We start from the raw sequence: 25,535 nt of genomic DNA on the forward strand, positions 1-25,535 counted from the left end.
AAACGCAAGGTCTCGAAATGGCCCGCCAAACGCTTCCACCACGCCCACTGGCCACAACCCGGTCACGAGCCAGAAATCACCATTCAAGTGCTTAACTGAACGGTATTGCTCTTAGCCTCGATCCACCGGTCGAGTTGAGGTTGTGGTGGCGCGTTAAAGCGAGAATGCCTGTCGGATCAGAAAAAATAGAACTGACTTAGGGTTCAATTCGACCGATCCGAGAGGCACCTCGTAGATGCAACTTTTCCATACTTCGAACCGTTTGTCGGCCGCAGGGCTGGTCCCGGCGCTGGCTCTCGCGGTGAAAACGGCTCTCGGGGAGCTCGTCGATGCCCGGCTGAGCCGGCCTGGATACTTCGGCGCGAACGCCGGATTGAAAGTCACCGCGTTGGTCGCGGGGATGCTCGCCGGCGCCGAGGAGAAGGTGATCACGGTCGTTCTCTAGACGGGCATGCTGAGGCTTCGCCCGGCTGCATCCTGAACTTTGCAGTCTGAGTGCACGACAATGCGGCGGAGGGGTAGCGGAGCTCCTCCGCCGCATTCTCGTCCCGGCGGCATGGTCAGCGCTGGGTGGAGCGCACCTGGATTCAGTCGAACCGGTTAGTCGCCAGGCGTCGCAGGGCGAGGGCGAGTGCCAGACGCACGCGTCCGCGGGGAGAGCGCGGGTCGAACCCCAGGGCGTGTGCGAAATCAGCCGCCTTGGCCTGGACGGTCGAGTGGTGGAGTCCGACTTCCACAGCGACGGCGCGCAGGCTGTCAGTGCCTGCGATTGACTCCAGAATTGCGGCAGCGCGGGGCTGTGACTGCACCAAAGCTTCCAGCGCGATCAGGTCGGGGGAATCATGCGCACGCCCGTCCGTTGCATCGGCGAGAAGTAACATGGCTCCGAGTTCCTCGGCGTTCACGACAGGCTCGCGCTCCGATGAGAGCCGAAGCGCGATCAAAGCGGATGCCCAGGATCGGTCGAGCGCGTCGGGCAGTGTCGAGATCCCGATCCCGGCGCGTTCGGTTGGCTCCACGACTTCCATGATCTCGGCAGCCTGAAGGCCCGCGCGAATGGATCCGAAGCCCGTGCTCAAAACGACGCTGGGCCCGCTCAGTATCGTGTCCTCCGGAGTGGCGGAAACCCGGTAGAGCGTGCGGGGCCCCAGACGCAGTCGGTGTGTAGCCTCGAGGCGGGCTTGTGGCGTTGACTTTGAGTCAATGATCACTTGCAGGGCGCGCCGCGTCGCAGCGGCAGGAGATGTTCGCTCCCATGCGATCCCGAGTGCAATGGCCAAACGTTCGAGGATCATGTCGTCGTTCGCGTGAGCTGATCCCTCGCGTTCGATCCAGGCCACGCCGCCGCCGAAGGAATGCGACGGCCATCCATCACGGGTGCGGGGTTCCAGAGCGCGAGCCCCCGAAGCATCGACGCGCAGGACGGCGCCGTCGGAGCTGAAGCCGGCAGCGCATCCGCTTAAAATCGCGGCCCCCCGCAAGATGACCTGTGTGCTGGCGTGGCCGGCGACGAGGGCGTCGAAGTACGCGATGACCTTGATGGTTTCGGTCGCCTCGGCGTCGAGAGCCGTGAGACGACCCACGAGTTCCTGCATCTTCGCCACTCATTTGGGTTAGTCGTTGTGCCCACCATAACAGTCGACGCCGACGGGAAGGGCGGGCACAACGAGGTCTTTACGCGCCGAGGATGCGGTGTAACCAGGCGACGCGCGCCGCTCGCGCCTCGAGGGACAGAGCTGCCTGAGGAGCCATCGCGTCGAAGCCATGGAATCCGCCGGGCCAGACGTGCAACTCCGCAATACCGCCTTGCTCCCAGATCTTCGTCGCATAGGCGACGTCTTCGTCACGGAACACCTCGGCCGTCGCGACGTCGATAAAGGTTGGTGGAAGATTGGTCAGGTCGGTGGCGCGGGCCGGCGCGGCATAGATAGATACGTTTTCGGTCCTGCGTCGATCACCGAGCAGGGAGTCCCAGCCCGTGTCGTTGCTCCCGCGGTCCCAAACACCGAATCCGTCAATCTGGTGGCTCGAAACGGTTTCATTGCGATCGTCGAGCATGGGATAGATCAGCAGCTGACCGGCGAGGGTCGGAGTGCCGAGATCGCGCGCTTTGAGGGCCACTCCGGCCGCCAGTCCGCCACCAGCGCTGGCACCACCGACGACGATTCGGTCGACGTCGATACCGAGTTCGTCAGCATGATCGGCCATCCAGACGAGTCCGGCATACGAGTCATCAACGGGGTAGGGGTCGGGATTCTCCGGCGCCAGACGGTACTCGACCGACACGACGACAGCATCGAACTCCATAACCCAGGCGAGATACTCGTCAGCACCCGTGAACCGGTCGCCGATAATCATTCCTCCGCCGTGCAGGTGATAGATTCCGGGGCCGCCGGCGACATGATCGGTGCGGGAGAAGATCGATACGGTCAGGTCTGGTGCACCAACCGGGCCGGGAATGGTTCGCTCCTCATGGCGGATCGGACGGTCTCCGATGATCTCGTTGATCGGCGTCCCGAGCAGGCCGCCTTGGCGAAAGGGAACGATGAGTTCCGGGGTGATCGTCGGTGGCAGCATTTCTCCAATGACGGCAAGAACAGCGCCGAGTTCGACATCGAACGGTGGAGCGGGGTGGGTTGCAATCGTCATGTGGACCTCCATTGGTCTCGGTCACGGCTTTGTGGCCTGACCCGAGTATGCCGCCTGTCGCCAAGGCAACGGGACCGCCGTCGATACGCATTTGCGTTCGGTGTACCCGCCATGTGGCGGACCAGGCTCGATCGCGCAGAACGGACGGCTCTCCCGGTTGTTTCTCCCCGTCGGGAAATCGAGTCAAGAAGATGAGCAGTTAAATGGAAATGAAAAGTCCCGGCAGATCTTGCGATTTTCCGGGACTTTTGGTGGGCCGTTCGCGAAACCCAGCAGGGCGCGGATCGCGGGGGAATCGGGGAACGATTTTCCTCCGCACGGCGCGCGATTTTCCTCCAGTTCGCAGAAATTAGCACTCACCGCTTCGCGGGGATTCGGATGACCGCAGCGCGTCGCGCAGCCCTGCACGCCCTCATGAACCGCCGGTAATCACCTCGCTGTGCACGGACGTCATTGAGTGCTGGCAGCAAATTATCAATGATGCGGCCGATGACACCGCATCGAGCATCCAGGCCTTTCCCGGCCGCAAGGCCCACGTAGAGGGGCATAGATGTGGGCCAGGCCGGGAACCGACGGGGTGAAACGGTGCGAGCGTGCCTCGCATGAAATCCTCGCGCCTCTGCCGGACATGCCTCAGTATGAGAGTTGTGACCGACACCCAGCGCGAAAAGCGGATGCGCAACCTCGTCGCGCTCGTCGGCGACCCTGTACGCCGCTACCTGCACCGCCGCACCGACGCCGCGACGGCCGACGATGTGATCGGCGACACGCTGCTCGTGTGCTGGCGCCGCCTCGACGAGGTGCCCGACGATGCCCTCCCCTGGGCGATCGTCGTCGCTCGACAGTGCCTCAGCAACGCCCAACGCGCCGAGCGTCGCCGCACCCGTCTCATCGGCCGCATCATCACGATCGACCCGCCGCCGGCCGTTGCACACGAGAACCCGGCAGCATCCACCGTCGATGAAGGCACTGCCGTGGCGGCCCGCGTGACCGCAGCCCTCGCCGGCCTGCGTCGAGACGATGCCGAGATCCTGCGGCTGTGGGCGTGGGACGAGTTGACGAGCCCGCAGATTGCCGTTGTGCTCGGCGTCAGCGCGAACGCAGCGGCGATCCGGCTGCACCGCGCGAAGGCGCGCCTCAAGCAGGAGCTACTGAAATCGGGCCACCCGACCGGACATATACCTTACGACGAAGGGAGCGACGATGCACGACGATGACCGTGCGCTGCGCGATCAGCTGCGCGCCGCCGATCCGGCCCGCGCGCTGCCCCCTGCCTCGCCGACGTGGCTCGACCACAGAATGGAGCAGATTATGATCGACCAATCCGTTACCACCCCGACTGTCACCCCCGAGACGCCGCGACGCGCGTTCCGGCGGTGGATGCCGGTGGCCGGCGTCGCCGCGGGCCTCGCCATCGCCGCCGCTATCGTCGTACCCCTCGTTCTCGGTGGTCCGGAACCCACCATCGAGGCGCTGCAGCCTCCCATGGGTGGAGGCCTCGCGAGCGGTAGCTGCCTCGTGCTCGAGCCGGCGACTGTCGCGGCGCAGGAGCAGGCGTTCGCCGCGACGGTGCTGCAGATGCAGGGCAACACCGTTTTGCTGGAGGTCACAGAGCGCTTTGTCGGCGAGGTCGCCGACCGCGTGGAGGTGACGCAGGTCGACGCGATGACCTCTGACTTCTCGGGCGTGCCCTTCGCGGTCGGCCAGAGCTACCTCGTCGGCGCAGTCGATGGAACGATCACGGGATGCGGCGTGACCGGGGCCGACAGTGCCGAGCTTCGCGCGGTCTACGACGCAGCGTTCCCTGGCTGATCTAGGAACGAGCGAGCGGCTGGCGGGGAAGTGCGTGGAATCGTCCCATCAACGCTCGCGCAGCATCCGCTCGTAACAGAAATCGCTCCTGAGAATCGCTCGAGGAGCGATTTCTCTTTGGCGGCCGAGCCGTTTCATGAAAGAAGCCCCGGTTCGCCGCCACTGGGGAGAACACCGAGCTCGGGCAACTCGTTATCTAAACTTGGTTTAGTACGAGCGAAAGGAACCACCATGAGCATGGAAGGCGCGGCCTGGAGCTCGCTGCACAAGATCTCGCGTGCTAGGGACGGCAAGCACGGCTTCTCTCGTGAGTCCGTGAGGCGGATCATGACGTTCGCGGTGCCCTACCGGTCCAAGCTGCTGATCTTCATCACCCTCTCCACCGTGGGAGCTTTCCTCGCGGTCGCGACGCCGGTACTCGCCGGCCAGGTGGTCGACGTCATCGTCGCCCAGGGCGCGGTCACCACGATTGTGTGGCTCGCCGTCGTCATCGCGCTCGTGGCAGTGGCCGACGCAGCCGTGTCACTCGTGACGCGCTGGTACTCGGCGAGGATCGGCGAAGGCGTGATTTTGGACCTCCGTACCGCCGTCTTCAATCACGTGCAGAAGATGCCGATCGCGTTCTTCACCCGCACACGAACGGGCGCGCTCGTGAGCCGCCTCAACAACGATGTGATCGGCGCTCAGCAGGCCTTCAGCGGCACGCTGTCCGGCGTGGTCACGAACGTCGTGGCGCTGATCCTCACCCTGATCGTCATGCTCAGCACGTCCTGGCTCGTGACGGTTCTCGCCGTGATCATGCTCCCCATCTTCCTGGTACCCGCCCGCCGCATGGGGAGCCGCCTCGCCGCGCTCCGCCGCGAGGCCGCCGATCACAATTCCGCCATGAGCACGCAGATGACCGAGCGCTTCTCAGCGCCCGGCGCCACCCTCGTCAAGCTGTTCGGCCGGCCCGACGAGGAGGCCGAGGAGTTCCGCGTCCGCGCCGCCCGTGTCCGCGATATCGGTGTGCGGGCCGCGATGCTGCAGTTCGTCTTCTACACCGCACTGATGCTCGTCTCCGCTCTCGCCCTGGCGCTCGTGTACGGGCTCGGCGGCTTCCTCGCACTAGCCGGCCAGCTGAACACCGGTGACGTGGTCACCCTGGCGCTCCTTCTCACCCGCCTCTACGCGCCGCTCACCGGCCTCGCAAACGCACGGGTGGAGATCATGAGCGCGGTGGTCAGCTTCGAGCGCGTCTTCGAGGTGCTCGACCTTGACCCGCTCATTAAGGAGAAGCCCGACGCCGTCGCCGTGCCCGAAGGCCCGGTGTCCGTCGAGTTCGACAACGTGCGCTTCGCCTACCCGTCCGCGGACAAGGTATCTCTCGCGTCTCTCGAAGAGGTTTCCACATTGGACACGCGCGGCGGCGAGGAGGTGCTGCACGGCGTGTCCTTCAGGATCGAGCCGGGTCAGACCGTTGCCCTCGTTGGTTCGTCCGGTGCCGGCAAATCCACGATTGCGCAGCTTCTCTCGCGCCTGTATGACGTCGACAGCGGCGCCGTGCGTCTCGCGGGGACGGATGTCCGCGATGTCACGTTCGCCTCCATGCGGCACACTCTGGGTATGGTGACGCAAGACGGCCACTTGTTCCACGAGACCATCCTCTCCAATCTGCGGCTCGCGCGGCCGGAAGCGTCCGACGATGAGGTGTGGGATGCCGTTCGCCGTGCGCGGCTCGAGCCGCTCATCCGGTCCCTGCCCGACCAGCTGAACACCATGGTGGGCGAGCGTGGCTACCGATTGTCCGGGGGAGAGCGCCAGCGGATGACCATCGCCAGGCTCCTGCTCGCCCAGCCGCGCGTCGTCATCCTCGACGAGGCGACAGCGGCGCTGGACTCTACGTCTGAGGCCGCCGTGCAGGCGGCGCTCAGCGAGGCGCTCGAGGGACGGACAGCGATGGTGATCGCACACCGCCTCTCCACCATCCGCAGCGCGGACCTGATCCTCGTGGTTGAGGACGGCTCGATCGTGGAGCGCGGTACGCACGAGGAATTGCTGGCTGTGCGTGGGCGGTACGAGGAATTGCACCGGACCCAGTTCGCCGTGCAGAAGAATGTTGCGGCAGATGCGGAAGCGGAAGCGGAAGCGGAAGCGGAAGCGGATGCGGATGCGGAAGCGCTAAGCGGGGTCTAGTCACTTCGTGAGTTGCGTCGATGCAACGAATTGCCGCTACGCGGGGTCGACAAGGGCGCCGTCATCCTCGTCGCCCCAAGACTCAACAAGCGTGATTCGCCCGCGCGAATCGCGAATCGAAAGCACGAGCGCAATGATCGCGGTCGCGATTCCGATAACGCCCAGGGGGTTCGCGATACCAATAGCGATATCCAACGCAGGCTGTGTGGGTCCGCTGATGATTGTCTGCAAACCGCGAGGTGTTGAATCTGGAAGCGTGAGTCCCAACAAGAGTCCGATAACGCCTGATGCAAGGAAAAACACGTATGTAATCGCGCGAGTTTCGAACCCTCGACGTGCCGTGCGTCGTACCGCGAGCCCCGTAAACACCAGCAAGGCGGCAAAAATCACACCCAGCGTCGCCGCGTAGATGATGGTGAGGTCGCCACCGATCCCGAAGAGGTGGCGGCCGAAAGAGATCCACGCGGCCACCGCGATACCAGCAACCACGAGCACGTCACCCATGTGCCCTGAGCGCGAGGCACCAGGCGTCGCGCGAACTCGAATTACGCTGTACGTCATCACGTGCTCTCAATCACTGTGCTCGTTACAACCGTAGCCATGGAAGTGCGTGCGCGTGCGCACCTCCACAGATGGACAGGCCCGCGAACCGCGAAATAAATGCGACGCTATCCGATAACACACCCCTGCATGCTTTCTCTAGACGGAATCTAGCAAGATGACGCAAGCCTGAGTTTCATCCTTTCCGTGCTCCGGTACCGCGACGATCTCAGCGTCAACGGCGCGGCCGGCTTGCGCGCTCAGCACCATTCTGAATGGCGCGGTTCAAGTCGACGATCAGACGCAGTGCGGGAGCCCATTTGTTGTCCAGCAGCAGTGGGTCCGACCGGACCAACCCATTCAGTGCGACGAGGACATTCGCAACCGCCCGGGGTGATCCGCAAACCGCTGTTGGGTGTTTCTTGGGCATATCCGAATCCTTTCACCAGAAAGAAAGCGGCAGGAAATCAGGGACGGTTCAATCCCGACACGGACACCTACCCGCCCGATGTAAAGCGACCCACCAAACCCAAACGATCAGACGGCGATGAGACCGGCGGACCTCCCCGGAGAACCTAAACCGGTCCAGCGAGGCCACCCGTACCGTCCGAGAGGGCAAACTCCAAGCATTCTGGACAATCCGACGCGCCCTGAAAGGCCCAGAATCACCAGTCCGGCAGTCAAACGACTCGAATCGCCGGTAGAGACTCACGAAACATCCACTTAAACCAGAAATCGCTCCTGAGAATCCTCAGGAGCGATTTCTTTTTGTTCCAACCGGGCCGTTTCGCGAACAGTTTCGCGAACGGCCCTTTTGTCGGGCTGACAGGATTCGAACCTGCGACCCCTTGACCCCCAGTCAAGTGCGCTACCAAGCTGCGCCACAGCCCGCCGCTCCCACAACACGATTTCAACGATCAAAACCTGCGGAAGACAACTGTAAGAGCTTACCGCTTTCTGAGAGCGCCCAAGAACACATGGGGCGACGGCTGGGAAGCACGCGGTGCCGTCGCGGTTTGCCGGTTTTCATTTCGTAGACGTACCGCTGGCTGGGTCTCAAGTCGGCAGCCAGTTCGCGCTGGGTGCGGCCTTGGAGTAGGCGGCCGTGCTACGAAAATGTAGTCATGACGGGTGCGGGCTCACCTCGTGCACAACCAAGCTGCTCGCTAGGCTGAACGGCATCATGCACATTCGAGAGATCGGGCTGTCGCCCCTCAAAGGTGGTCGCCACCAGCCACGTGAAACCGTTTCGCTCGCGGTCGACGGTCCCATCGGTGACCGCGAATTCGCCGTCGTCGATCGAAACACCGGCACCATTCTAAAGACGGTTGAGCATCCGCTTCTGGTGAGGTGCGAGGCTCGCTGGGCTGACGGCGTGCTAGCCGTCGCGTTCGATAGCCGCCGAGTTGCGGCGGAACCCGAAATGACGCACGAGTATCTCGACCTGGACTACTGGGGTCGATCCACCGCCATGCAGGTGATCGAGGGGCCGTGGGCCACCGAATTCTCCCGGCTGCTGGGGCGCAGCGTCACCCTCGCGCGGAGCACTGTCACCGGATCCGTGGTGTACGGCGACTCCGTCACGATCACCACGTCGAGTTCCCTGGCCCGGTTGGCCCGCGAATCGCAAACAGCGGTCGATACGCGCCGATTCCGCGGCACTTTCACCATTGACACCGGCGACGCCGACGCGCACGTGGAAGACTCCTGGGCTGGCCACGAACTCGAGCTCGGGGGAGTGCGACTCCTCGTGAAAGGCGGCATTCCCCGGTGCGCGGTCATCGACATTGACCCCGACTCCGGCGCTCGCGGCACCCACCTGCTAAAAACACTCGCCAACTACCGGCTGCAGGCGAGCGACATCATGTTTGGCGTTTATGCCGAGGTGATCAGTCCGGGAACCGTGTCGGTCGGCGACCACGTGCGGGTCGTACCACCCCACTGAGCAGACCCGCTGGTCAGGTCCTTGCGACGCCGGGAGACTGCCGGCCCCAGCCTCCGATTGACTTCCGGAGGCTGGTCAGGGCGGGCGTGGCTTAGCGCCTAATTTCTGCGTCCGGACGCAGCCGGATCAGCCGCTGCGGGCCATCCTCTTTCAGCTCGGCCAGGTCGCTGCGCGACGAGAGAAAATCGGTGAAGGAACGAAAACCGAGCGGCTTCTCGTTGAAAGACGGGTCCATGCGGCGCATCTGGTTCTTGACGGTGCCCGTGTTGAGCCATTCGTCGTCGTCACCCTTGGCATGACCGATCTGCAGCGCACGCACGAGGAGCTCGGTGGCCAGGGTCTGCGGGTCGATGTCTTCGGCTTCGGGCTCGTCGAATTGTGCGTCATCGGTGTGCGAGAACATGGGAATCGTGGTGAACTTGCGGGCCTCGATGGGGGCCGGGTCGGGTGCAATTTCGGCGGGTTCGGGCGCCCGCCTGCTGGACTTGGGCCTCTCCACAGCTGTCGCGGTGGCTTTGCCGATTCCGGGCAGCGAGTCGTAGTCTTCAAACTCGTCGCACGCCGCCGCCAGCGAGGTGCTCGTCGAGCCCGCGACGCCGATGCCCACCACGAAGCGACCCAGCCGCTTCGACTTCTGGGCGAGCGCGATGTAGTCGGAATCGCCGGCGATGATGATCACATGGGTCAGATCGGGCAGCCGAAAAAGGTCTTCAACCACATCCACGGCCAAACGGATGTCCGCACCGTTCTTGGTTCCGCGGGTGGTCGTGGTGAACAGCTGGGTCAGGTCCACCGCTCGGGACATGAGCTGGCGTTGGTAGCTTGCATTGACCGGAACCGACCAGTCGGCGTAGGCACGATTGACGACCAAAGTTCCGAAGGACGCCGCAAAGTCGATGATGGCGTTGAAGTCAACGGTCGCGGCGGCGAGCCGTGCGGCGATCTCGGGGTCGGCATCCGCTGAAGACTTGTTGAAATCGCGGATGCCGTCGCGCTGAAAGGCATTGCGCCCGTGCAACTGCTGATAGCGCGAGATGACGATGTTGTCGAAGTCGATATAAAGGCCGACGCGGGCGTCGTTCGGTTCAGTGATGGTGAGCTCCTTAGCCACAGGCGGAAGACTCAGTTGCGATCCGGTAGGTATAGTCTGCGCTGCGCTGCGGGTAGAGGGCAACTCGGTGCGCGGTCAAGCAGTCGAGAGATACTGGAGGGATGGACGACAAAGATACCCTCGCTGATTTTTTGCGCTCGGCCAGGGCTCGGCTAACGCCCGCCGATGTCGGGCTTCCTATCAACCCGCTTGCGGCGTCCCGGCGAGTGCCCGGACTGCGCCGTGATGAAGTGGCTGGGCTCGCCGGCGTGAGCGTTGACTACTACGCGCGCATGGAACAGGGCCGGGTGACGCAGGCATCCGATGCGGTTGTCAATGCGCTCGCCGAGGTACTGCACCTGAATGAGGCGGAGCGCACCTATCTGTTCTCGCTGTTGTCGGCGTCGACCGGTGGACGTATACAGCAACGGCGGCGCTCCAACACGATTCGGCCGTCAGTGCGCACCATCATGGACTCGTTCCCCGCGCAGCCGGCGTTCGTGCTCGGCGTTGGCATGGACGTGCTGGCCATGAACGACCTCGCCAAGCTGTTGCTGAAGGACTTCACGCAGGGCGTGGGACTCGGGCGCAGCATGGCCAGATGGACATTCCTCGACCCGGCGGCACGCACCCTGTACCTGGACTGGGACATTGTGGCCCGCGACGTGGCGGCCATGCTCCGCCACGACGCGCGATCTCACCCGAACGACCGGGCACTCAACGAGCTGATCGGCGAGTTGACCGTCAAGAGCGACGAATTTCGCGCCTGGTGGAGTCAACACCGGGTGTGGGAGTGCACGTTCGGAGTCAAGCGTTTCATACACCCGATCGTTGGTCGGGTCGACGTGGACTACGAAACCTTCCCGGTTCCGGGCGAACCCGACCAACAACTCTTCGTCTACAGCACGCAACCCGGGTCCGCCTCGAACGACGCCCTGCGCATTTTGGCCTCGTGGCGTACCGATCAAACGGATGCCGCCGCGCTCAAGTCCCTTCGCTGACGCTTTTAGAACCCTCCGGGCATTCGCGGCAGGTACGGTGCCTCGAGACGGGCGCGCTCCTCGGCGCGGAGTTCCTTAATGACGGATGCCCCGGGCCGCGTTGAAATCTGCGGCCCGGGGCGGTTCGTGCCCGGGTTTTTTATCGACCGGCGAGGCTTATGCCGCGCCGGTCGGTGCGCCTACGCGTCGACGCGGGTCTCGTTCGCAAACGTGGCAACGTCGATAACGAAACGGTAGCGCACGTCGCTGCGGATAACACGCTCGTATGCTTCGTTCACCTGATCGACCGAGATGATCTCAATGTCGGCGCCGATTCCGTGGGTGGCACAGAAGTCGAGCATTTCCTGGGTCTGGCGGATGCCGCCGATCTTGGAGGCGGCGATGGAGCGACGCTGGGCGGCGAGCCAGAACATTTTCACGCTGTCGGGCTCGGTGGGGATTCCGACGTGCACGAGCGTGCCGTTGAGGGCGAGCAGCTTCAGGTAGCCCTCCAGGTCGAGGTTGGCGGCGACGGTGTTCACGATGAGGTCGAAGTGGTTCTCGAGCTCGGTGAAGGTGGTCGGGTCGCTGGTGGCGTAGTAGTGATCTGCGCCGAAACGCAGGCCGTCTTCCTTCTTGCTCAGGGTCTGGCTGAGCACGGTGACCTCGGCGCCGAGCGCGTGGGCGATCTTCACACCCATGTGTCCGAGGCCGCCCATGCCGAGGATGGCAACCTTCTTGCCGGGGCCGGCCTTCCAGTTCGTGAGGGGGGAGAACAGCGTGATGCCGGCGCAGAGCAGGGGAGCGGCCTCGGAGAGCTCGATGCCGTCTGGGATGCCGAGCACGTAGTTCTCGTCGACGACGATCGCGGTGCTGTAGCCACCGTTGGTGGGGGTGCCGTCGTGGTTGCGGTCGTTGTACGTGCCGACCTCACCCTTGAGGCAGTACTGCTCTTCGCCGGCGAGGCAGTTGGCGCACTCGCGGCAGGAGTCAACGAAGCAGCCAACGCCGACGCGGTCGCCCACCTGGTATCGGGTGACGCCGCTGCCGATGGCCGAGACGATGCCGGCGATCTCGTGGCCGGGAACCATCGGGAACAGCCCGGTATCCCATTCGTCGCGTGCCTGGTGGATGTCGGAGTGGCAGATGCCGGCGAACTTGATGTCGATCGCGACGTCGTGAGCGCCGGGGGTGCGCAACTCGATGGTGGTGCGAGCGAGGGGCTGATTGGCCGCGGGGGCGGCGAGGGCTGGAACGGTGGTCGTCATAGAAAAGTTCTTTCGGTACCGGTGGTGGAATGCGGGGGAACCCCGTGCCGTGGCACGTGTCGGCGGTGACATCCGCTCGTGCAACATTACGCCGCTCCACCGACACCGTCGAGGCCGCAGCATGGCACTGTCTGACCTACCCAGGGCATCCGCTTTCGCGACGCCTTCACCGTGCACCGGCCGGGAATATCTCGCCATCGACGGGTTCGGCGGTGGAATCATTGCTGGCCACCCCGAGAAGGACCCGGCAAAACTGGCCGAACACCTCTGGAACCTGCACACCAAGCGCGACCAGTTCCGCCTGCAGATCAGCGCCGACTGACCGCCGTCAAATTGACTTGAGCGACCGCGAGCACGTCGCGGCACGTGTTTGAGAAGCCCGCCCGTGGTCACACACGGGCGGGCTTTTCAGTTGAGCGCCGCAACGAGGTCGCGTGGCACTAGCCCGCAGCGACCCCATTTTTCTTGACGTGGCTCAGGGGCCCGGGCATGCATTGCACACACCCACGACGCAGGTGCGATCCGAAGCCCGCTTGACGAGCGAGCCCAATCGGCTGATCGCGTTGACATTCGTTCGCCCCACGACCTAAAGTGGAATCGATTCCATGGAATCGATTCCACGAACACAATGAGGTGAAGAAGATGGCGGACATCACAATCAAGGACGTGGCCGCTCTCGCGGGCGTATCTGCGGCGACGACGTCCCGCGTGCTCTCCGGCAACCCGGCCACCTCCCCGCAGGCGCGCGCCAAGGTCGCCGCGGCAGTCAAGGAGCTGGACTACCGGCCCAACGCCCAGGCCAGAGCGCTGCGTTCAACCCGCAGCGACTCGATCGGCCTGCTCGTGCCGGATGTACGCAACCCGTTCTTCGCCGACCTCGCCCACACCGTCGAACAAGCCGCCCTCACCGAGGGGTACGTCACGCTGCTCGGCAACGCCAATGAGCAGAAGGTGCAGCAGGACCGGTACCTCGACACCCTGATCTCGCGGCGCGTGGACGGCATCATCGTGGCGCCGCTCGGTGACGGTGGCGGCAGCATCCGTTCTCTGATTGAGCGCGAGATCCCGACGGTCTTCGTTGACCGCACCGTCTATGGCATCGACGTGCCGAGCGTGACCACCGACAGCAAAGTCGGCATTCGCCAGACCGTCAAACACCTCGCCGCCCTCGGGCATACCCGGATTGGCTACATCTCCGGCCCCCAGGCAACCTCAACGGGCCGCGACCGATTCGCCGCCTTCACGGCCGCCGTGGCCGACGCCGGTCTCAGCCAGGACTCCGATTTGGTCTACTTCGGTGACTTCCAAGCGGGGAGTGGCTCGGCTGGTGTGCACGCCCTGCTGCAACTGGATGACCCGCCCACGGCCCTGCTCGCCGCCGACAGCCTGATGGCCGTCGGTGCGATCGCGATTCTGCACAAGCTGGGCCTGGGCATCGGCACAGACATCGCGCTGGTCGCCTTCGACGACATCGAGTGGTTCGCCCTGCTCAACCCGGCCCTCAGCGTCATCTCCCACAGCGTCGAGGACATGGGCCGAATCGCTGTCGACCTGCTCCTTCAGGTCATCGCCGGGGAAAGCCCGCAATCGGTGGTTCTGCCCAGTGAACTCGTCATCCGGGCGTCGTCGATGTCGCCCATCCTGCCCGCAGCCAGCCGAAGGAAGAACTGACATGACACAACAACCGCTGCTCACCCTGCAAAACGTGGGGAAGGTTTTCGGCCCGGTCACGGTCATCGACGATGTCACGGTCAGCGTCTACCCGGGCCAGGTGCAGGTGCTGCTCGGGGAGAACGGCGCCGGCAAGTCCACCCTGATCAAGATGATGGCCGGGGTTTACCAGCCGGATTCCGGCCACATCGTGGTGGATGGCAAAACGGTCACCGTGCCGAACACCCGAGCGGCCGAGGCGCTGGGCATCGCCACGATCCATCAGGAACTGAACCTGGTTGCCACCATGAGTATTGCCGAGAACGTCATGCTCGGGCGGATGCCGACCCGGCACGGTCTCGTGGACCGTCGCGCCATGCGACGGCAAGCTCGTGCCGCTCTCGACCTGATCGGACTCGATATCGACGTGGACACCCTGGTGGGGGACTTGGGCATCGCCCGGCAGCAACTGGTCGAAATCGCCAAGGCCTTGAGCGTCGACGCCCGTATCCTCATCCTGGACGAACCCACCGCGGCGCTGACCCGACACGAAACCGAAAGCCTGTTTGCCGTCATGGCCGATCTGCGACGGCAGGGCGTGGGCATGCTGTTCATCAGCCATCACCTCGACGAGATCGCCGAGGTGGGCGACACCGTCACGGTGCTACGCGACGGGGAATACATCGCGGAGGTTCCCGCCTCGACACCCGAAGACGAGCTCGTGAAGCTGATGGTCGGCCGCGGCATCGACGACCAGTTTCCCCGGGACTCCGCAGACCTCAGCCAGGCCGCAGAAATTCTCACCGTGGAGAAGCTCACCTCAACAGGGCGGTTTAGCGATATCAGCTTCACCGTCAAAGCCGGCGAGGTGCTCGGAATCGCGGGCCTGGTCGGTGCCGGTCGCACCGAACTGATCCGGGCGATCGCGGGCGCCGACCGGTACACCTCCGGCACGGTCACCGTTCGCGGCCAAAGCCTGCCCAACGGAAATATCAAGGCTGCCATCGCTGCTGGTATCGGGCATGTTCCGGAGGACCGCAAGGCGCAGGGACTGGTGCTCGACGCCTCCGTCAATAACAACCTGGGCTACGCAACCCTCGCCTCCACCGCGAAGCTGGGGCTGGTGGACTTCGCCGGCCAGCGCCGTCGGGCCGCCGCCGTTGCGAAAAAACTGCGCATCCGCATGCACACCATCGATCAACCGATCGGTGCCCTCTCCGGGGGCAACCAGCAGAAAGCCGTGTTCGGCCGCTGGATCATCGCTGCCTCCACGGTCTTGCTGCTCGATGAACCCACCCGCGGTGTTGACGTGGGTGCCAAGGTCGAAATCTACGAACTGATGAACACAATCACGGCGGCCGGGGGAGCGATCCTCATGGTTTCCAGCGAACTGCCCGAGGTGCTCGGCATGAGCGACCGCATTCTGGTGATGCGTGATGGCCGACTCGCCGGTGAGCTCACGGCCGCGGAGGCCACCCAAGACGCAGTCATGACACTCGCCGCCCGCGATGTCGACGAGAAGCACGAACAGAGATAGGGAAGAACCTCATGTCCACCACCACTCTGCCGACGCCGCGCCGCGGCCTCGACTACAAGAAGTTCCTCGCCAACAACGGTGCCCTGGTCGGCCTCGTCGTGCTCTGCCTCGCCCTGTTCATCGCCACCCCCGACTTTCTGACCGGGCCGAACCTGCTGAACATCGGCATCCAGGTCTCCACCGTGGCCGTGTTGGCCTTCGGTATGACCTTCGTCATCGTTGCCGGGGGGATCGACCTCTCCGTCGGCAGCGTGGCGGCGTTGTCGGCCATGTCCTCGGGCTGGATGTTCGCCAGCGCCGGGCTTCCGGGGTGGCTCGCCCTAGTGGGAGGCTTGCTCGTCGGAGCGCTGGCCGGTGCCATCAACGGTATGGCGAACGCCTACGGAAAGCTTCCCTCCTTCATCGCCACCCTCGCCATGCTCAGCGTGGCCCGGGGACTGACCCTGGTCATCTCCGACGGCCGCCCGATCAAGACCGCGCCCGAGGTTTCCTTTCTCGGCGGTAATCTGGGACCGGTTCCGATGCCGATCGTCATTCTCGTCATCGCCGCCCTGGTCGCCTCGTTCATCCTCAACCGCACCGTGATCGGCCGTTCGATGTATGCCGTCGGCGGCAACGCCGAAGCGGCGCGGCTCTCGGGACTGCCGGTCAAGCGCATCCTGGTCACCGTCTTCACGCTGGCCGGCCTGTTCGCGGCCCTCGCCGGGCTGCTGCTCGCCGGCCGGCTTGACTCCGCGCAGCCTCAGGCAGCTGCCGGCTACGAACTCGACGCCATTGCGGCCGTCGTGATCGGCGGCGCCTCCCTGGCCGGCGGACTCGGCAGGATCTCCGGCACCCTGGTTGGAGCCCTGGTTTTGGTCGTCATTCGCAACGGCTTGAATCTGCTCAACGTCACGTCGTTCTGGCAACAGGTCGTCATCGGCCTCGTGATCGCCCTGGCCGTGGGCATCGACGTGCTGCGCCGCAAAACGCGCAGCAGCTGACTCGACGCTGCCAGCACCCACCAATCTTTCACCGCTCCCCGTTCGTTCCATCCCCACCCAAAGGAAAAACAATGAAGTCATCCTCGTTCCTCAAAATCGCGGCACTGACCGCGACAGCGGCCTTGATCCTCGCGGGCACCACCGCCTGCGGCCGAGGCGGCGCTGAGGCGTCCGGCGATAAAATCGTGCTCGCGATTTCCACCCTGAACAACCCGTTCTTCGTGGAACTGCGCGACGGAGCAGAAGCTGCCGCCGCCGAGGCCGGAGTGGAACTGAGCATCGTCGATGCTCAGAACGACTCCGCCACCCAGGCCAATCAGCTCGCCACCGCTGCGTCCAGCGGTGCCCAGGCCGTCATTATCAACCCGGTCGACTCGGATGCCGCGGCCTCCGCCGTTGGCGATTTGATCACGGCCGGTATTCCGGTTATCGGCGTTGACCGCACCGTCACCGGAGTCGACCTCGCCTCACTCGTCGCCAGCGACAACGTAGCCGGCGGGCGCCAGGCGGCCGACGAACTCGCCAAGGCCATGGGCGAAGCGGGCACCGTCATTCACCTGCAGGGTGTGGCCGGAACGTCGGCCAGCCGCGAGCGCGGTGCCGGCTTCGAGGAAGGCATGTTGGCCTACCCCGGCATCACCGTGGTCGCCACGCAGACCGCCAACTTCGACCGCGCCGCCGCGCTCGATGTGACGACCAACCTGTTGCAGTCCAACCCGGGTGTCACTGGTCTCTTCGCGGAGAACGACGAGATGGCGCTCGGCGCCATCCAGGCGCTCGGCGCCAAGGCCGGCACCGAGGTCTTCGTCGTCGGCTTTGACGGCACCGCTGATGGACTCGCCGCAATTGAAGCGGGCACCCTGGTGGCTACCATTGCCCAGCAGCCGGCCGAACTCGGCAAGCTCGCGATCGAATTCGCCGTCAAGGCCATCAAGGGCGAAACGATCGAGACGACCGTGCCGGTCGAGGTTGTCTCCGTCACCAAGACGAATGTCGGCGATTTCACCAAGTGATTCATCTGGCCAGTAGTGCGCTCGTTCCACCGATCGGCATCGTCGAGCGCGGTTCGGTTGTTGTCGTCGGTTCCATCAACGTCGACCAGCTGATCCGTGTGCACCGCCACCCGCAGCCGGGGGAGACCCTCATCGGAACGTCGATGGAGTTTCTGCCGGGCGGTAAGGGGGCCAACCAGGCGGTGGCCGCGGCCCAACTCGGTGCGAGCGTACTTCTGGTCGGCGCCGTGGGCCGGGATGCACAGGCCCACGTCGCCACCGCGATTCTGACTCGCGCCGGTGTCGACCAGTCGGCCGTGCGCACGGTCGACGCCCCCACCGGGCTGGCGTTGGTCAGCGTGGCCGACGATGGCGAGAACACCATCGTGGTCATCCCCGGTGCCAACGCCCTGATGGGCGCAGAGGCCGTTCAGGCCTGCGCCGACATCATCGCGGCCGCAGCCGTCGTGGTGCTCCAGGGCGAGATCCCCGCGGCGGGAATCGCCCTGGCGGCGCGGCTGGCAACGGGACGCGTGGTGTTGAATCTGGCGCCCGTGATCGAACTGGATCCCGCCGCTATCCGGCGCGCCGACCCGCTGGTCGTCAACGAGCACGAGGCTGCCCTCGTGCTCGCTCAACTGGCTCCGCAGCGCTCCGTTCCGGCCGAGGACGCCGACTTGGTTGCCCGACTGCTGGAGTGGGGCGTCGCATCCGTTGTACTGACCCGTGGTGCCAGCGGGGCGATCTGCGGCGACCGCGAGGGCACCCATGCCGTGGCTTCGCCGACGGTCGTCGCCGTGGACAGCTCGGGAGCCGGTGATGCCTTCGTCGGCGCGCTGAGCGCGCAGCTGGCCGCCGGGACGAGTCTGCTTGAGGCCGTTCGCCTGGCCGTGCGGGTGGGCGCGTTCGCGGTGCAGAGCCGGGGAACCCAGCCCTCCTATCCGACCCTGGCCGACGAGCTGCCGACGGTGAAAGCCCAGGTTCACGCATGAAGAAGCGGGGAATTTTGAACGCCGAGCTGTCGGGAGCACTCGCCCGGCTGGGTCACACGGATATCATTCTGCTCGCGGACTGCGGCATGCCGATTCCGCCCGGGGTTCCCGTGATCGACCTGGCTCTGGTGCACGGTATCCCGCGGTTCGAACAGGTTCTCGACGCCCTGCTCGACGAGATGGTGTTCCAGGGCTGCGTGGCGGCGGAGGAGGCCAAGACCGCCCCCGCGGGGGCCTGGCTGGCCGAACGGTTCAAAGACATCGAGTACATCAACCACGCGGAGTTGAAGTCCTTCTCCGCGACGGCCAAGCTCTTCATACGCACGGGCGAGGCGACGCCGTTCGCCAACGCGGCGCTGGTGTGCGGAGTGTCGTTTTAAGCAAGTCAGCCGCTGGCGCGTTCCCAGGCAGTCACGCCGATTAACTACAAAAACGTCGTCGCACGGTTCTGCCACGCCGATCAGGAGAAGTGGTCGCGCCTCGTGGTACGTGTTCGAGAAGCCGGCACCGGTTCGAACCAGTGCCACGGGATCAAACACGTGCCACGAGGCAGCCAGCGGGGGCCAAGCCGCAACGGCCCGGCCCCCTTGTCGAACTATTCGGCCAGCAGCGTCCAGTTGCCGTCGGCGCTGACGACGATGGCCGACGGGCCGGAGCTGAGCGGCACGGTTCCCGAGTAGGGCCCGATCTCGTTCACGAGCAGCCCCATGCTGAAGAGCTCGTCGGTTTCCTCGATGATGGCAAAGTTGCTCGAGCCGTCGTGGGTCGCCGTGAGCTTGCCGGCTGAGCCGTCGTAGAGAAACACGCCGTCGCCGGCACCGGATGCCGCGAGCACGGGTGCCGCAGAGATCGGCGCGATGGTCAGACTCCAGTTGCCATCGGCGGTGATCTGCAGCGTCGCGTCCTCACCGAAGGAGCTGAAGCCGTACTCGGTCGTGCCGTTGTAGGCACCAATCGTGTTCACGAGCAGTTGCCCAGTGGATGCATTCGCAGCGTCGAGAACGGAAATCGAGAAATTGCTGCTCCCGTCGTGGGTCGCGGTGACGATCCCCGCGGTGGCACCGGCGGGCAGGGTGACGAGGTTATCGCCGAAGCCGGTCTGCGAGACGACCTCGAACGTGCCGAAGGCGTCGTCGGCCCAGGACTGCACGGTGTCGACGGGCGCCGCTTCAACGACCGGCTCCTCCTCAACCACCGGCTCGTCAACCACCGGCTCGTCAGCGACCGGCTCGTCCGCCGCATCGGCGACTGCGGCGGCCGGCGCCACAGCGGCCGGACTCTCACTCGGCCCATTACCCGCGCTGATACCGGACACGATCATCGACAGCACGGTCACCGCGCCGGTGACAATCCAGGCGACCTTCTTGAACTGGCCGTAGCCGGCGAGTGTGAGGCCGTGCTTGTCGCGCTGGGCACCGACCAGCACGAGGATGAGGTCGACGAGCCACCAGATCCCCAACCCGCCGAAGGTCACCAGCTTCAAGAGGCCGGTACCGATCTTGCCGAGGTAGAAACGGTCAACGGCGAAGATGCCGAGCAGCCAAGAAAACAGCCAGGTGGCCACGAACGATTTCTGCGAGATGGGCGGGTTGGCCATGGTGGCCGCCTGAATCGGGGGAGCGGGAAGCAGAAATTGTTCCTGCTGGGTGGTCGGTACGCCGGTCGGAGCGGGGCGCTGGCTGGTAGTCATTCTGACGTCCTTTGCTGGTGATGGTGCTTGGGAGGGGCAAGTGAGGAGCGGCCATTCCCCCCAATGACAACGGCCGATCCTCACCTGCTGGTGCCAGCCGACTGCGGCGGGCACAGGAACAAGTTATTGCAGCGCCACGTTCTTGGCGCAAAGAACACCGATAACAGGGGTTATCAGCAAATCAACATGGACGACACGAATCTGCCCTAACCTGAACCCACGAGAAGGGAACGCAATGACCGACACCGCACTGCTGATGACCATGTCCGACATCGCCGGCCTCGCCCACGTGCAACGCCCGGTCGTCTCCGTCTGGCGCAGCCGCTCCGCAGCCACCAACACACCCTTTCCCACGCCGGTCAGCCGACAGCGCGGCGTCGACCTCTTCAACGCCGACCAGGTGGGCAGCTGGCTCAGCGCAACCGGCCGCGGCAACAACCGTGACGCCGCAGCGGATGCCGCTGCCTACGCTGTACCCGACGCGCACGACGAACAAACCTTCCGTGGCGTCACCGCCCTGCTCGCCCTGCGCGCGGCGTGCGATCACGCGCTCAGTACCCTTACCGAAGCCGAGCTGGTCGACTTGGCCGATGAGCACGACCCCGACGACGACCTGCTGTTACGCGAGATCGAAGCCCTCGGCGACACCCTGCCCACCCTGGCCGTCTACGTCGACGCCCTGGTCGAGGCTGCTTTTGGCCCGGCGCCCGCCTTCGAACGGATGCTCACCGACCGTTTCAAGCGCAACCTCGCCGGCGAGGGTGACCTCACGCTTAGCCGTGCAGCCCTTGACCTCATGGCCGAGACCGTCGCCGCGCTGCGCCTCACCCAGCCCGCTGATTCGGTGCTCGTCGACCCCACGGGCAGCGCGAGCGACCTGCTCATTGCTATTCACCAGGGCGAGGTTCCGGTGATGACAGCGAACATCGACAGCCCCACCGCACGTCTGCAGCGCCGGCGGCTGATGGTGCACGGGGTCGTGCGCACCGAGCTGCAGGTTCTGCCCTCCGGTGCCTTCAGCGTGACCGGCGCCGCCGTGCACGTGGCGCAATACCCCTCAGCGGCCCGGCCGACCATGACGCCGGTGCAGATTCTCTCGGACATTGAGCAGATCGTGCTGCAGATGACCGATGAGCAGCTGGCCGTGGTTCTGGCTCCGTCAGCGGTGCTCAGCGACACCGGCCTCAGCCGCGAAGCCGACGAGCTGCGCTCGTCTCTCTTGCGTTCCGGCCGAGTGCGCGCCGTCGTGCGTCTGCCCGCCGGGCTGCTGACTGGCAAACCGCAGCAGTTGCAGGCGCTCTGGGTGCTCGGTGCCGCCCACGCCGAGGTCGCCCTCGCCGATCGCTACGCCATGGTCGCCGACCTCGTGGCGACGCCGCTGGGTGGCGCCGCCATCGACGACCTCGTCAGCGACCTCGCCGCGTCACTCGGCAGCCAGAGCACCGTGCGCGCCCACGCCTTTCGCTTTGCCCGACTCGTGCTCACCCGCAGTCTGCTCGCCAGTCGCCGGCCACTCGTGGCCGGAGTGCACACGGTTCCCTCGGCCGCCGATCAGCCGGCGGCGGCGCTCGCCGTGACCATTGACCGGCTGGCAGCCTTGCTCGACGCCGACCTGGCGGTTGAACCCGCCAGCGACAAGCCTGCCTCCTCGACCGTGCACGAGCTCCTCACAGCCGGGCACCTGCACTATATTCCGGGCAATCGCATCGCCGCCGACGACGTGATCGAGGGGGCAACGGATGCCGCCGGCATCCGCTTAATAGGACCGGCCGAAGTCGCGAACCCCTCACAGCTCGGCCACCGGCGAATCGACCGACTGAGGTTCGCGGCCGCGTACTCGTCTGGCCGCGTGACCGAGCCGGGCGACGTGGTGTTCGCCACCTCGCCCCGGCCGGCAGCGGTGGTCGACACGGAAGGCACCTCCGTCGTGCTCTTTCCCGCCCGCATTCTTCGCATCGAGCAGGCCGACCCGAATGGTCTGCTCGATGCGGTACTCGCCGCCGACATCCAGTCAATGCCCCCCGGCCATCGCCGGTGGCGGTCCTGGCCGGTGCGCCAGGTGGCCCTGAACCAACGCGCGGCGCTCGCTGACGCTCTCACCTCGCTACGGTGGGAACAGAAGCAGGCGCTTGATCGGCTCGGGCAACTCGACGAGCTCACCGATTTGCTCATGGCCGGCGTCACCGCCGGCACCATCACCATCGCTTCTGACGCACTCTTGAAAGGAACCACCTAGTGGCACCGAAGACCAAAGCCGCCGCACTGCCGTCGACCATGAAGGAACTGAAAGACACCCTGTGGAAGGCCGCGGACAAGCTGCGCGGATCCATGGACGCCTCGCAGTACAAAGACGTCATTCTCGGTCTGGTGTTTCTCAAGTACGTCAGCGACTCCTTCGACGAGCGGCGCGAGCAGATTCGCACCGAACTGACCGCCGACGGCCTCGACGAGGATCAGATCGGCCAGCTCATCGATGACGTCGACGAATACACCGGCCGCCGGGTGTTCTGGGTGCCGGCCGCAGCTCGCTGGACCTACATCGCCGAAAACGCCAAGGGCATCGCGGGCGCCGCCGGTGAGCCGTTTAAACAGGTGGGCCAGCTCATCGACGAGGCCATGGACCTCATCATGGTGGCCAACCCCACCCTTGCCGCCACACTGCCGCGCATTTACAACCGCGACGGCGTCGACCAGCGCCGCCTCGGCGAACTGCTCGACCTGTTCAACTCCGCCCGGTTTACCGGCGAAGGGTCGACCAAGGCCCGCGACCTGCTCGGCGAGGTCTACGAGTATTTTCTGGAGAAATTCGCCAAGGCCGAGGGCAAGCGCGGCGGCGAGTTCTACACCCCGGCCGGAGTCGTGCGCGTGCTGGTCGAAATGCTCGAGCCCACCCGNCCCGGCCGGAGTCGTGCGCGTGCTGGTCGAAATGCTCGAGCCCACCCGCGGCCGCGTCTACGACCCGTGCTGCGGCTCGGGCGGCATGTTCGTGCAGGCCGAAAAGTTTCTCGAGAACCACCATAAGGAGGGCTCAGAGCTCTCGGTCTTCGGCCAGGAGCTCAACGAGCGCACCTGGCGCATGGCCAAGATGAACCTCGCCATTCACGGCCTCAATGGCAACCTCGCCAGCCGCTGGGGCGACACCTTCGCCCGCGACCAGCACCCCGACATGCAGGCCGACTACATCCTCGCCAACCCGCCTTTCAACATCAAGGACTGGGCCCGCAACGAACAGGATCCCCGCTGGCGCTACGGCGTGCCGCCCGCCGGCAACGCCAACTACGCCTGGATCCAGCACATTATCTCCAAGCTCAACCCCGGCGGCAGCGCCGGAGTGGTCATGGCCAACGGATCGATGTCGTCCAACTCCGGCGGCGAGGGCGAGATTCGCGCGCAGCTCGTGGAGGCCGACCTCGTCACGTGTATGGTCGCCCTGCCCACCCAGCTGTTTCGCAGCACCGGCATTCCCGTCTGCACGTGGTTCTTCGCCAAAGACAAGACCGCGGGGGAGAAGGGCAGCATCGACCGCACCGGCCAGGTGCTCTTCATTGACGCGCGGAACCTCGGCACCATGGTCGACCGTGCCGAGCGCGCCCTGACCGACGACGACATCGCCAAGATCACCGGCACGTATCACGCCTGGCGCGGCACGCACACGTCGGTCGAGCCTGTCGAGACCACGGATGCTTCGCTCGTCTACGCAGACGAGCCCGGCTTCGCCTACTCCGCGACCCTCGCCGAGATCAAAGCCGCGGACTACGCGCTGACCCCGGGGCGTTACGTCGGTGCAGCCGAGGCCGAATCGGATGCCGAGCCGATCGAGGAGAAGATCGCCCGGCTGAGCGCCGAGCTCTTCGCCCAGTTCGACGAGTCGGAGCGCCTAGCGGCGGTCGTGCGCGAGCAGCTGGGGCGCGTTCGTGCTTGATCGCACCGAGATGACGTTTGGCGACTTGGGTGAACTATTCGATGGCCCTCATGCGACCCCAACACGCACGACGGAAGGCCCCTACTTTCTCAACATCTCGAGTCTGGTTGATGGACGACTTGACCTCGATCAGTCGGACCACGTTTCGGAAGTCGACTTCGCGAAGTGGACACGACGAGTCACTCCGAAGGCTGATGACGTACTTTTCTCTTATGAGACGCGACTCGGAGATGTTGCTCTTATGCCACCCAACGTAGAGGCGTGCCTTGGTCGGCGGATGGCGCTGCTCCGGCCCAACCGTGCGGTCGTCGAGCCCGGGTTTCTTCTCTACTTCTATCTCAGCCCTGTATTTCAAGCCTTGATTGCGACGCACACAATCCACGGCGCGACGGTCAACCGAATCGGCCTTTCGACGATGCCCGAGTGGCCCATTGCAATTCCATCGTTGCTTGAGCAACGCGCGATCGCGGAGGTGCTGGGCGCGCTCGATGACAAGATCGCTGTAAATGGCAAACAGGCGGGTAAAGCCGCTGAACTTGCGACGGCCACTTATGTAGCGGTCCGATCTCGGCGCGGCGAGCGGTTCCTCCTAGACGAACTCGTCACAACCCAGTACGGATTCACAACATCGGCGCACTCTGAACCTGGTCCGAAGTTCCTGCGTGTAACGGACATCAACAAACACCCGTGGATAACTTGGGGCTCAACTCCAAATTGCACGCTTGGTGATGCCGACCGGGAAAAGTATCGGGTTGAGGAAGGCGATATCCTCGTTGCACGAATGGCTGACCCAGGCAAGGCGGCTTTCATCGATGAGGGGGATCCGGAAGCGGTCTTTGCGTCCTACTTAGTCCGGCTCAAGGCCAAGAACCCAGATGACGCACTGTTTATCTACTATTTCTTGCGATCAGACGAGTATCGGAACTACTCGGAAGGAGCGATGCAGGGATCAGTGCAGATGAACATGAATGCCAAGGTGATCGTCGGGACGACGATATCCTGTCCGACCAGGCAAGATATCGCCCTTTTCAACGCGCGAATCAAGCCCTTGCGTCGAGTGATACAGAGTGCCTTGCAAGAAAATGCTCAGCTGGCCGCCACTCGCGACGCCCTCCTCCCGCAGCTGATGTCGGGCAAGCTGCGCGTCAAAGACGTCGAGAAGTCGCTCGCGGGCGTGCTGTGATACCCACCCTGCAGTCTGGCCCCATCCGTTGATCGAGCTTGCCGAGATCTCCATCGACCAGCGCGACCCGCGTTGGGATCGCAGCCACCGTCATGCGCATTGCGATCTCGGCAGGCTCGATCAGCGG

The 25,535-nt window shown here is 64.7% G+C and carries 22 protein-coding genes, 1 tRNA gene and 1 pseudogene; 17 read left to right on the forward strand and 7 right to left on the reverse strand.

The window, feature by feature from the left end; all coding sequences use genetic code 11:
- Window positions 1-235: 235 nt before the first annotated feature.
- A pseudogene (locus tag E3O45_RS01625) lies at window positions 236-418 on the forward strand (IS1380 family transposase); the annotation flags it as partial.
- 169 nt (window positions 419-587) lie between these two features.
- Here E3O45_RS01625 and E3O45_RS01630 read toward each other — a convergent pair.
- Both E3O45_RS01630 and E3O45_RS01635 read right to left on the reverse strand, forming a co-directional pair.
- Window positions 588-1,604, reverse strand: a complete 1,017-nt coding sequence (locus E3O45_RS01630; RefSeq protein WP_370450284.1) for a hypothetical protein — start codon at window positions 1,602-1,604, stop codon at window positions 588-590.
- Window positions 1,605-1,674: 70 nt separating this feature from the next.
- Entirely contained in the window at window positions 1,675-2,649 is a 975-nt protein-coding gene (locus E3O45_RS01635; RefSeq protein ID WP_134441267.1) for an alpha/beta hydrolase, read from the reverse strand.
- 647 nt (window positions 2,650-3,296) lie between these two features.
- On the opposite strand from E3O45_RS01635, the gene E3O45_RS01640 reads away from it, so the two are divergent.
- The 3 genes from E3O45_RS01640 (at window position 3,297) to E3O45_RS01650 (ending at window position 6,636) form a co-directional block, all read left to right on the forward strand.
- Window positions 3,297-3,866, forward strand: coding sequence for an RNA polymerase sigma factor (locus E3O45_RS01640; RefSeq protein ID WP_134441268.1), 570 nt, complete (start codon window positions 3,297-3,299; stop codon window positions 3,864-3,866).
- Window positions 3,853-4,461 (forward strand): hypothetical protein, encoded by a 609-nt coding sequence (locus E3O45_RS01645; protein ID WP_134441269.1) that lies wholly within the window; start codon window positions 3,853-3,855, stop codon window positions 4,459-4,461. The genes E3O45_RS01640 and E3O45_RS01645 overlap by 14 nt, the downstream gene beginning before the upstream one ends.
- Window positions 4,462-4,692: 231 nt before the next feature.
- Entirely contained in the window at window positions 4,693-6,636 is a 1,944-nt protein-coding gene (locus E3O45_RS01650; protein ID WP_134441270.1) for an ABC transporter ATP-binding protein, read from the forward strand.
- 36 nt (window positions 6,637-6,672) lie between these two features.
- Here E3O45_RS01650 and E3O45_RS01655 read toward each other — a convergent pair whose 3' ends face one another.
- Window positions 6,673-7,140, reverse strand: coding sequence for a hypothetical protein (locus E3O45_RS01655; RefSeq protein WP_241985176.1), 468 nt, complete (start codon window positions 7,138-7,140; stop codon window positions 6,673-6,675).
- A gap of 853 nt (window positions 7,141-7,993) precedes the next feature.
- Window positions 7,994-8,067: transfer RNA gene (locus E3O45_RS01660), tRNA-Pro, on the reverse strand.
- A gap of 292 nt (window positions 8,068-8,359) precedes the next feature.
- Between E3O45_RS01660 and E3O45_RS01665 the strand changes: the two genes are divergently transcribed.
- Window positions 8,360-9,121 (forward strand): MOSC domain-containing protein, encoded by a 762-nt coding sequence (locus E3O45_RS01665; RefSeq protein ID WP_134441272.1) that lies wholly within the window; start codon window positions 8,360-8,362, stop codon window positions 9,119-9,121.
- Between the two features lie 91 nt (window positions 9,122-9,212).
- Here the strand turns inward: E3O45_RS01665 and E3O45_RS01670 are convergent, their stop codons facing one another.
- Window positions 9,213-10,232, reverse strand: a complete 1,020-nt coding sequence (locus E3O45_RS01670; protein WP_241985177.1) for an NYN domain-containing protein — start codon at window positions 10,230-10,232, stop codon at window positions 9,213-9,215.
- Window positions 10,233-10,333: 101 nt separating this feature from the next.
- Between E3O45_RS01670 and E3O45_RS01675 the strand changes: the two genes are divergently transcribed.
- Window positions 10,334-11,212, forward strand: coding sequence for a helix-turn-helix transcriptional regulator (locus E3O45_RS01675; RefSeq protein ID WP_134441273.1), 879 nt, complete (start codon window positions 10,334-10,336; stop codon window positions 11,210-11,212).
- 179 nt (window positions 11,213-11,391) lie between these two features.
- Here E3O45_RS01675 and E3O45_RS01680 read toward each other — a convergent pair whose 3' ends face one another.
- Window positions 11,392-12,459: an NAD(P)-dependent alcohol dehydrogenase gene (locus E3O45_RS01680; RefSeq protein WP_134441274.1), complete on the reverse strand. Its 1,068-nt coding sequence runs from the start codon at window positions 12,457-12,459 to the stop codon at window positions 11,392-11,394.
- Window positions 12,460-12,580: 121 nt separating this feature from the next.
- Here E3O45_RS01680 and E3O45_RS01685 point away from each other — a divergent pair, with 121 nt between their 5' ends.
- The 7 genes from E3O45_RS01685 to rbsD all read left to right on the forward strand — a co-directional run bounded on the left by E3O45_RS01685 (window position 12,581) and on the right by rbsD (window position 18,993).
- Window positions 12,581-12,781, forward strand: coding sequence for a hypothetical protein (locus tag E3O45_RS01685; RefSeq protein ID WP_134441275.1), 201 nt, complete (start codon window positions 12,581-12,583; stop codon window positions 12,779-12,781).
- 320 nt (window positions 12,782-13,101) lie between these two features.
- A complete protein-coding gene (locus E3O45_RS01690; RefSeq protein WP_134441276.1) occupies window positions 13,102-14,130 on the forward strand; it encodes a LacI family DNA-binding transcriptional regulator in 1,029 nt (342 codons plus the stop codon).
- A 1-nt stretch (window position 14,131) separates the two neighbouring features.
- Entirely contained in the window at window positions 14,132-15,646 is a 1,515-nt protein-coding gene (locus tag E3O45_RS01695) for a sugar ABC transporter ATP-binding protein (protein ID WP_134441277.1), read from the forward strand.
- Window positions 15,647-15,657: 11 nt separating this feature from the next.
- Window positions 15,658-16,629: an ABC transporter permease gene (locus E3O45_RS01700; protein ID WP_134441278.1), complete on the forward strand. Its 972-nt coding sequence runs from the start codon at window positions 15,658-15,660 to the stop codon at window positions 16,627-16,629.
- 71 nt (window positions 16,630-16,700) lie between these two features.
- A complete protein-coding gene (locus tag E3O45_RS01705) occupies window positions 16,701-17,642 on the forward strand; it encodes a substrate-binding domain-containing protein (protein ID WP_134441279.1) in 942 nt (313 codons plus the stop codon).
- On the forward strand, window positions 17,639-18,613 hold the full coding sequence (locus tag E3O45_RS01710) for a ribokinase (protein WP_241985178.1): 975 nt from the start codon (window positions 17,639-17,641) through the stop codon (window positions 18,611-18,613). The genes E3O45_RS01705 and E3O45_RS01710 overlap by 4 nt, the downstream gene beginning before the upstream one ends.
- Window positions 18,610-18,993, forward strand: a complete 384-nt coding sequence (gene rbsD / locus E3O45_RS01715) for a D-ribose pyranase (RefSeq protein ID WP_092451482.1) — start codon at window positions 18,610-18,612, stop codon at window positions 18,991-18,993. The genes E3O45_RS01710 and rbsD overlap by 4 nt, the downstream gene beginning before the upstream one ends.
- Before the next feature lie 215 nt (window positions 18,994-19,208).
- On the opposite strand, the gene E3O45_RS01720 is transcribed toward rbsD, so the two are convergent.
- Window positions 19,209-20,303, reverse strand: coding sequence for a TM2 domain-containing protein (locus E3O45_RS01720; RefSeq protein ID WP_134441280.1), 1,095 nt, complete (start codon window positions 20,301-20,303; stop codon window positions 19,209-19,211).
- Window positions 20,304-20,538: 235 nt separating this feature from the next.
- Between E3O45_RS01720 and E3O45_RS01725 the strand changes: the two genes are divergently transcribed.
- The 4 genes from E3O45_RS01725 (at window position 20,539) to E3O45_RS17380 (ending at window position 25,408) form a co-directional block, all read left to right on the forward strand.
- Window positions 20,539-22,539 (forward strand): hypothetical protein, encoded by a 2,001-nt coding sequence (locus E3O45_RS01725; RefSeq protein ID WP_134441281.1) that lies wholly within the window; start codon window positions 20,539-20,541, stop codon window positions 22,537-22,539.
- Complete coding sequence (locus E3O45_RS18310; protein ID WP_370450286.1) at window positions 22,539-23,324, forward strand: type I restriction-modification system subunit M N-terminal domain-containing protein; 786 nt, start codon at window positions 22,539-22,541, stop codon at window positions 23,322-23,324. Before E3O45_RS01725 ends, E3O45_RS18310 begins: the two co-directional genes overlap by 1 nt.
- Complete coding sequence (locus E3O45_RS18315) at window positions 23,218-24,225, forward strand: N-6 DNA methylase (RefSeq protein ID WP_370450288.1); 1,008 nt, start codon at window positions 23,218-23,220, stop codon at window positions 24,223-24,225. Before E3O45_RS18310 ends, E3O45_RS18315 begins: the two co-directional genes overlap by 107 nt.
- Window positions 24,218-25,408 (forward strand): restriction endonuclease subunit S, encoded by a 1,191-nt coding sequence (locus E3O45_RS17380; protein WP_166789361.1) that lies wholly within the window; start codon window positions 24,218-24,220, stop codon window positions 25,406-25,408. Before E3O45_RS18315 ends, E3O45_RS17380 begins: the two co-directional genes overlap by 8 nt.
- Window positions 25,409-25,535 lie beyond the last annotated feature (127 nt).

This window comes from Cryobacterium sp. TMS1-20-1 (assembly GCF_004402355.1).
Lineage (GTDB): Bacteria > Actinomycetota > Actinomycetes > Actinomycetales > Microbacteriaceae > Cryobacterium > Cryobacterium levicorallinum.